The 7,972-nt window shown below is 51.2% G+C and carries 6 protein-coding genes and 2 pseudogenes; 2 read left to right on the forward strand and 6 right to left on the reverse strand.

Annotated elements, in window-relative coordinates; genetic code table 11:
* Positions 1-43: 43 nt before the first annotated feature.
* The 4 genes and pseudogenes from DXU84_RS24725 to DXU84_RS25280 form a co-directional block, all read right to left on the reverse strand.
* Positions 44-577: a flavodoxin gene (locus tag DXU84_RS24725; RefSeq protein ID WP_153376833.1), complete on the reverse strand. Its 534-nt coding sequence runs from the start codon at positions 575-577 to the stop codon at positions 44-46.
* Positions 578-642: 65 nt separating this feature from the next.
* Positions 643-4,167 carry a pyruvate:ferredoxin (flavodoxin) oxidoreductase gene (nifJ, locus tag DXU84_RS24730; protein WP_153376834.1) on the reverse strand — a complete coding sequence of 1,175 codons (3,525 nt, stop codon included), beginning with the start codon at positions 4,165-4,167 and terminating at the stop codon, positions 643-645.
* Positions 4,168-4,478: 311 nt separating this feature from the next.
* Positions 4,479-4,730, reverse strand: a complete 252-nt coding sequence (locus DXU84_RS24735) for a DUF2461 family protein (protein WP_037035504.1) — start codon at positions 4,728-4,730, stop codon at positions 4,479-4,481.
* Between the two features lie 213 nt (positions 4,731-4,943).
* Positions 4,944-5,069: pseudogene (locus DXU84_RS25280) on the reverse strand (LysR family transcriptional regulator); the annotation flags it as partial.
* 280 nt (positions 5,070-5,349) lie between these two features.
* Here DXU84_RS25280 and DXU84_RS24745 point away from each other — a divergent pair.
* The gene (locus tag DXU84_RS24745) at positions 5,350-6,450 is read left to right on the forward strand and encodes an FAD-binding oxidoreductase (protein ID WP_037035505.1); all 1,101 of its coding nucleotides are present in this window, start codon (positions 5,350-5,352) and stop codon (positions 6,448-6,450) included.
* A gap of 27 nt (positions 6,451-6,477) precedes the next feature.
* Positions 6,478-7,257 (forward strand): transporter substrate-binding domain-containing protein, encoded by a 780-nt coding sequence (locus tag DXU84_RS24750; protein ID WP_037035506.1) that lies wholly within the window; start codon positions 6,478-6,480, stop codon positions 7,255-7,257.
* A gap of 202 nt (positions 7,258-7,459) precedes the next feature.
* Here DXU84_RS24750 and DXU84_RS25435 read toward each other — a convergent pair whose 3' ends face one another.
* Positions 7,460-7,528 carry a DUF2767 family protein gene (locus DXU84_RS25435; protein ID WP_072012284.1) on the reverse strand — a complete coding sequence of 23 codons (69 nt, stop codon included), beginning with the start codon at positions 7,526-7,528 and terminating at the stop codon, positions 7,460-7,462.
* Between the two features lie 174 nt (positions 7,529-7,702).
* Positions 7,703-7,972, reverse strand: a pseudogene (locus DXU84_RS25285) (DUF1440 domain-containing protein); the annotation flags it as partial.

A 7,972-nucleotide genomic window follows, 5' to 3' on the forward strand; every position in this document is an offset into this window, starting at 1 on the left:
CGGCTGGTTTTATATTTTTTGCGGAGGTGCCATCACCGGAGGGTCAAAGCACTGCTTGTTTAAGCTTATCCAGCCAGGTGTCAATACGCTCTTCTGTCAGGTCGTATTGATTTTCCTGATCCAGTGGCAGGCCGACAAACTCATTGTTTTCCAGCAGTGCAGCGGAAAACGAGAATTTATAGCCTTCACGCGGCCAGTTACCGACAACACAGGCGCCACGCTCAATGACGAGGTCATAGAGGATCCGCATTGCGCTAACAAAATTTTTGGAATAGTTAAGCTGATCGCCCAGCCCAAACAATGCCACCGTCTTACCGCTCAGATCAGCTTCAGACAGCGTGTTGGTGAACTCCTGCCAGGAGTCGTACTGACTGCCTGCATCCATACCAGGTAGCTCCCCATCGCCCAGTGTTGGCGTACCTAACAGCAAGACCGGGTAGGATAAAAACTGTTCGCGGGTTGCGCGCCGGACATCCAGGGGCGCGTCGGCAATCCCGTCCAGTTTCTGGTGGATAAGCTTCGCAACTTTTCTTGTTTGTCCGGTATCAGACCCAAAAAAAATACCGATGGTAGCCATAATCATCTCCTGATATATCAAATGTTTATTAAAAGATTAGTGCCATGACGACTCGCCGTTTTCTCTCAGGATGACGCGAGTTTTTTATAGCCTTCAAGTCTTTCGCGTGCATCGTCTTCGGTCTTTTTAAACAGAGACTCGGCAAATTCCGGATACAGCTTTTTCAATGACGAGTAGCGCACTTCGCCTGCCAGAAACGCCTGGAAATCCTCTTCAGGTTCCTCAGAATCGAGAATGAACGGGTTTTTACCGGCCTCTTTCAGTTGCGGGTGATAACGGTAATTAGCCCAATATCCTGCCTCGACAGCGCGCCTGGCTTCACGCTGACTGCATCCCATACCGATACGCAAACCGTGGTTGATGCAGGCCGCGTAAGCGATAATGAGGGAAGGTCCCGGATACGCCTCGGCTTCGGCAATTGCCCGCAATGTCTGATTTTTGTCGGCCCCCATTGCGATTTGTGCGACATACACGTAGCCGTAACTCATCGCCATCATGCCCAGATCTTTCTTTCGGGTTTTCTTGCCGCTGGCAGCGAATTGCGCAATGGCTGCCGCTGGCGTCGATTTAGACGACTGACCGCCCGTGTTGGAATAGACCTCGGTATCAAATACCAGAACATTGACGTCCTTACCCGATGCCAGCACATGATCCAACCCTCCGAAGCCGATATCGTAGGCCCAGCCGTCACCGCCAAATATCCAGTGAGAACGCTTCGCCAGATAATCGCGGTGGGCATAGATACTGTCGGTGTGCGGATTTTTCCCTGGCGTCTGCGAAGCCAGAAGTGCCACTACTTTTTCAGCCCGCTCACGGGTGCCTTCGCCCTGATCTTTATTTGCCAGCCAGTCACTCAGACAGGCTGACAGTTCTGCATCCAGTGGCGCATCCGGCGCATTGTCGAGCGCCGCTTTAACCTGTGTGGCGAGGGTATCGCGAATCGCATCCACACCCAGCAGCATGCCAAGGCCAAACTCGGCATTATCTTCAAAAAGTGAGTTGGCCCAGGTCGGACCTTGCCCTTTGTGGTTAGTGGTATAAGGAATAGAAGGTGCGCTCGCGCCCCAGATCGATGAACATCCGGTCGCATTGGCAATCATCATTCTGTCGCCAAATAACTGAGTCACCAGTTTGGCGTAAGGCGTTTCACCGCAACCCCCACAGGCGCCGGAGAACTCCAGCAGAGGCTGTTCAAACTGGCTGCCTTTCACGGTGAATTTATTTTGCGGATTGGCTTTGGGTGTCAGGCTGAGCGCATATTCCCACAGCTCAATTTCGTGTTCCTGCGATTCCAGCGGTTGCATCGACAGCGCCTTGCCTTTGACCGGGCAGACATCCGCACAGTTACCGCAACCGGAGCAATCGAGCGGAGAAACGGCGAGGCGGTACCAGGCATCTTCTGTTCCGCTGGCCAGTTTGGCGCTGAACCCTGCCGGTGCATTTTGCCTCTCTTCTTCAGAAATCAGGACAGGGCGGATAGCCGCATGCGGGCAGATAAAGGCACATTGGTTACATTGGGTACATTTGTCCGTCTGCCACACAGGCACGTTAATCGCCACCCCGCGTTTTTCATATGCCGACGTGCCGGACGGGAAGGTGCCGTCCTCGATGCCATCAAAAATGCTGACCGGCAACGAATCCCCTTCCTGACGGTTCATCGGGATCAGAATATCTTTAATAAATGCAGGCAGCATCTTGTGTGGCACCACGTTGTCCTCAAGGTGCTTCCACGCCTGCGGCACGCTGATTTTCACCACCGATTCAATGCCGCTGTCCACCGCAAGATTGTTCATATCGACAACTTTCTGACCTTTATTACCGTACGCATGCTCAATACTTTGTTTCAGGTATTCCACTGCGCGGGCCGGGGGAATGATGTCTGCCAGTTTGAAAAAAGCCGATTGCATGATCATATTAAAGCGCCCGCCCAGCCCCAGTTTTTGGGCTATTCCGACCGCATTGACGATATAAAACTGAATATCGTATGCCGCGATATAGCGCTTCATGGCAACGGGCAGTTTTTCGTCCAGCTCCGCAACATCCCAGCTACAGTTGAGCAGGAAGGTTCCACCCGGTTTCAGCCCTGCCAGCAGGTGATATTTGTTAACGTAGGATTGTTGTGAGCATGAAATAAAATCAGCTTTATCGATTAAATACGGGGATTTGATCGGGCTATGACCAAAGCGCAGATGCGACATCGTGACGCCGCCGGACTTTTTAGAGTCATAAGCAAAATAGGCCTGCGCATACATATCGGTTTTGTCGCCGATAATTTTGATGGCACTTTTATTGGCCCCGACGGTCCCGTCTGAACCCAGTCCCCAGAATTTACAGGCGGTCGTTTCGCTGGCTGAGGTATCAAGATCACGACCTGAGAGCGGCAATGAGGTAAAGGTGACATCGTCGTTGATCCCCACCGTAAAGCCATCGCGCGGACGTTCAGAAAGCAGGTTATCGAAGATAGAAATAATATGAGAAGGCAGAATATCTTTACCGCCCAGTGCGTAGCGGCCGCCGACAATCACCGGGCGCCAGTCGCTGTTATAAAACGCACTTTTCACGTCGAGATACAGCGGTTCCGCCAGTGAACCCGGCTCTTTAGTCCGGTCGAGAACGGCAATATTACTGACACTTTTCGGAATGTATTTAAAGAAATGCTTCAGGGAAAAAGGTCGGTAAAGGTGCACGGTCAGCACGCCGACTTTCTCTCCGCTGGCATTAAGGTAATCCACCGTTTCCTGAATGGTTTCACACACCGACCCCATCGCGATAATCATCCGGCCAGCATCCGGCGCACCGTAATAGTTGAACAGGTGGTACTCGCGGCCGGTGAGCTTGCTGATTTTGGCCATGTATGACTCCACCATTTCCGGCAGAGCCATATAGAATTTATTCGACGCTTCACGCTCCTGGAAATAAATATCCGGGTTTTGCGCCGTACCGCGTACGACGGGATGGTCCGGATGTAACGCATTCTGGCGAAAACGCGTAACAGCATCCCAGTCCAGCAACGCGGCCAGTTCTTTATAATCGAGAACTTCGATTTTCTGAATTTCGTGAGAGGTACGGAAACCATCAAAGAAGTTGATAAACGGGATACGTCCTTTGATGGCGGTCAGATGTGCCACCGCCGCCAGATCCATCACCTGCTGGACGCTGCTTTCCGCCAGCATGGCGCAACCGGTCTGGCGAACAGCCATGACATCCTGGTGATCCCCAAAGATATTTAACGAGTTGGTTGCCAGAGCACGCGCACTGACATGAAAAACGGCAGGCAGCAGTTCACCGGCAATCTTGTACATGTTAGGCGTCATTAACAACAACCCCTGCGAAGCGGTATAAGTGGTGGCCAATGCGCCGGCTTGCAAGGCACCGTGTATTGCCCCGGCAGCGCCAGACTCGGACTGCATCTCCATGATTTTTACGGTTTGACCAAACAGGTTTTTTTTACCCTGTGCGGCCCATTCATCGACACTTTCTGCCATCGGAGTTGACGGTGTAATAGGATAAATCGCGGTAACATCCGTGAAGGCATAAGACACATAGGCTGCCGCCGTATTCCCGTCCATGGTTTTCATTTTTCTCTGCATGACTCACTCTCCAGCTTGGTGTTGCTCAACTCAAGGTTTGGAAAGGAACAAGCATGGGACATGCCATACGGGATGTTTACATTAATGCATTGAATTAAATGAAGTAATTTTGGGTGTCTGTCAGGAGGGTTTGTCGGCATTGAATGTTTCGCCACACATTTCTTAGCAACTTGTCGCTACACTGACATTATCCGCTCCGATTTAGGAACTTATCCACCCAGGTTTTCAGACTGTAGTAAAGCTGATGTCTTTTTTATGCCTGAAATTCAGCCCGGCAAAATATGGCCGGTACGGTTTTTCTCAACGGGGTTTTAGAAATCCAGCTCAAGTGCAAAACACAGGTAGGACATCAGCGGCGCGCAATGCCTGAACTGCTGTGCGCAAAAATCCATAACATCCGGCTTGCACAGATCCTCAAACGCAATGCTTTTAACCGAGATAAAATCTTTGCGTTTTAATTCCGCTAACAACGGGTGGTTTTTGTCGTAGCCTCTTGGCGGAAGACTCAGGCTGTCGCCATCCATCACAAACCGGGCTCTGGCATTCAAATGGATAAGGATCATTTACCACTGCTGGAAGACCAGAACCCGTTATGACGAAGCGAAATATTTTCTGGCACTGGGAGAGAGAAAATCGCCCTTACTGATGCCGTAAAAAGCTTGTCGAATGTATCAGGGCGTGAAGCGGACATGGTAAATGCCACGATGTATTAATTAACAGACACTAAATAAATAAGTGCGCTTTAACCACCCCCGTTCTCCTAGTTCACCCAGACATTAGTCAAAATAAGGCTTCAACACTTCCTCAGTCCAATTCATAAAAGCCCTCACTCGTTGCGACAGATTGCGCCGGTGCGCGACGACGAAAGATGCATTTAGCGGCTTGGGCCGCAGATTGGGAAGAGATCAGTATTGTGGGGCACGGGAGTCAGTATCGTCAGGTCAATATCGAAGAGCAAGGTGAGTTCGCCATCCGGTTACGTCGTGCATCTGCGAATATCGCCTATTTCACCCGATGCGCAGCTAGGCGGCCTGGAATTCGGCAATACACTGCTATACGCGGCCGGCGGCAGCCCGTCATACTTGTCTGTGCCAGAATAAGTTTTCGTTATTACCCGAGGGCTAGGTTTAACGTTACTGTTAACCGTTAGTGGAATAAATGTTAACTTTTAGGGAGGTAAGAATGAAAATCGCGGTTATTGGCGGCGGGGTGATTGGTATGTCCTGCGCGCTGCACCTGGCGCGCTACGGTATGCGAACCAGCCTGTTTACCCAAACGACGTTAGCCTCCGGCGCTTCGGGCCGCTCATTATCCTGGTTAAACGCCTCCGGCCCCTGGCCCGACGAGTATTATAAACTGAGGATGGCGAGTATTGATCGGTATCGCACGCTCTATTGTAAAAATCCCGGCGTGGACTGGTTAAAATTCGACGGTGGGTTGTTCTGGTCGGAAAAGGATGAAGTGTTGCAATGGCATATGCAAGAACATCAGCGTGGTTATGATTCTGCCCTTTATCCGGCCGCCGACGTCAATAATATCGATGCCAATATCAATCCCGCCGCGTTAACGGCTGTCGCAATTTATAATGCCGGCGAAGGCTGGGTCAGCCTGCCCGAATTTATCGCCCATATGGCGGCGGAATTTATACAGCTTGGCGGCACGATTATCGAGAATGCGGGCAACACCGTGCCGCTGCTTGATGCTCAGGGTACAGTTAACGGGGTGGTGTCAGCCGCAAAGGGTGAATATCTCTGCGATAAAGTCTTGCTGGCCTGCGGCCCATCCACTACCAAGGTGTTGGCGGGAATGGGAATAGATCTGCCGGACGGCTCGGTATTATCGATGCTCGCCATTACCCAGCCCGTGGATGCGCGCCCGGCCGTGGTGCTGAACACCCCCAGAGTGGCGATGCGACCTCATCCCGGCGCTAGGCTGGCGGTGGATCACAGCTGGTATGCTGATGATATTAGAGAAGATGAGTTGGGTCATTGCACGGTCTCCGACAGCATCATCACGCAACTGTTAGCCGAGGCCAACCAAATCCTTAACCCGGCAACGCCGCTGGCCTTGGCAGGTTATAAAGCGGGGTGGAAACCCGTTCCTGCCGATGGCTTCCCGGTATTGGGCGAGATTAAGCAAGCGCCGGGCTGTTATGTCGCGTTTACCCATTCAGGCGCGACGCTTGCGTTGATTATTGGTGAACTGCTTAGCTGGGAAATTACCACGGGCAAGGCACATCCTATGCTGTCGCCGTTCCGCCCTGACCGTTTTAACTTACAATAGCCCTGTGGTAAAAATAAAGGTGAAATAATGAAGCAATTAGCATTGGTATTGGTCATGCTGGCCGTCAGTCACAGCGCTTTTTCCGCCACACAAACGGCGCTGCGGCTAGGTATTGATCCCACCTTCCCCCCTTTTGAATCCAAAGATGCCAAGGGCAATCTGGTTGGCTTTGACGTCGACCTGGGCAAGTCAATCTGCGAGAAAATGAACAGAAAATGCGTATTTGTCGAAAACTCGTTTGATGGCTTAATCCCCGCGCTGAAAGCCAAAAAGTTCGACGCCATTCTTTCATCACTATCTATTAATGAAGAACGAAAGAAATCAATCGATTACTCCACCGCGTTATTCACCACGCCGGCGTATTTGATTACCCATAAGCAGTCGGGATTATCCGCCGCCAGCGTCGAAACGTTAAAAGGCAAGCGGGTAGGCGTGCAGCAAGGCTCGGTATTTGAAACTTACGCCAATAAGTACTGGCGTGATAGCGGCGTCACCGTGGTTCCCTACGCGTCCCCCGATCAGGTTTATGCCGATTTAGCCTTGGGCAGGCTTGATGCCACCCTCGATGACGCCAGCTCGGCTTCCGTGGCCTTTCTGGGTAAACCTCAAGGCGCGCAGTTTGAGTTAAACGGCAAGGAAGTTATCGACAATGATCTGTTTGGCAAAGGTACCGGGCTGGGGTTGCGCAAAGGAGATGATAAACTTAGGGAAAGCATTGACCAGGCGATAGCGGCAATTAAAACCGACGGAACTTTCAGCCGACTTAATAAGCAATACTTTAGCTTTGATGTCAGTCCGCGCGGGTGATGGGCCAAGCGCGGGCTTAAACTCGGGTATTAACCCATTACAGGCGATAGCGTGTAAAACAGCGTGCAAAAGTGAGCAGGTTTCCGGGGTGATCAGCGCCCGATTTTGACCACCCCGGGTGTGTGTCACACTCCTCCTTTTTGTGAAGTAACCTGGAATGTTAATCATGGAAACTATCGCCAAGATTCGCGTCGTCATCTCGTCAACGGCGAAATGATTCAATTCCGGAATCATGCAACGTAAAGACAACATCTCCGACGATCCTGCACATTTAATCATATTGTTCATCTGCTTTTATTGAGCTCATGACCACTTCGAAATTTCCTATAAGTCACCGCAGTGAAAATGCCGAATTACCACTAGGTTCGCAGGGAGAGCACAGCCATATCGTGGGCTTACGCCGGAAACGCCGAAATTTCCATTTCCGTAGTACATAATTTTGGTGTTAGCTACCTGTATGTAAGACCACGGCCAACGAATCCCAGAAGCAGAACATATGCCCCGTCATTTCAAAAAAAAGCTCTGCCAGGGGCTGATCCCATGGGGCCGGGACGGTGCCAAAAAAGGTGAAAGTACCACCTCCTGGCTGGACGGTATCTTTTTTTCCACATTTAGGGTTTACGCGTAGACTGCCCCACTGTAAGTATCCCAGCTTTAGTTCCACGCACTTTTTGAGACTTCCGGGTTTTCGGCCATCAGCCGGTACTCTTCTGGC

This window comes from Rahnella sp. RcJ3, assembly GCF_009498575.1.
In the GTDB taxonomy this organism is placed as follows: domain Bacteria; phylum Pseudomonadota; class Gammaproteobacteria; order Enterobacterales; family Enterobacteriaceae; genus Rahnella; species Rahnella aceris.

Coding starts and splice junctions, on each gene's coding strand:
- DXU84_RS24725 (WP_153376833.1), bottom strand. CDS start 577: ATGGCTACCATCGGTATTTTTTTTGGGTCTGATACCGGACAAACAAGA.
- nifJ (WP_153376834.1), bottom strand. CDS start 4,167: ATGCAGAGAAAAATGAAAACCATGGACGGGAATACGGCGGCAGCCTAT.
- DXU84_RS24735 (WP_037035504.1), bottom strand. CDS start 4,730: ATGATCCTTATCCATTTGAATGCCAGAGCCCGGTTTGTGATGGATGGC.
- DXU84_RS24745 (WP_037035505.1), top strand. CDS start 5,350: ATGAAAATCGCGGTTATTGGCGGCGGGGTGATTGGTATGTCCTGCGCG.
- DXU84_RS24750 (WP_037035506.1), top strand. CDS start 6,478: ATGAAGCAATTAGCATTGGTATTGGTCATGCTGGCCGTCAGTCACAGC.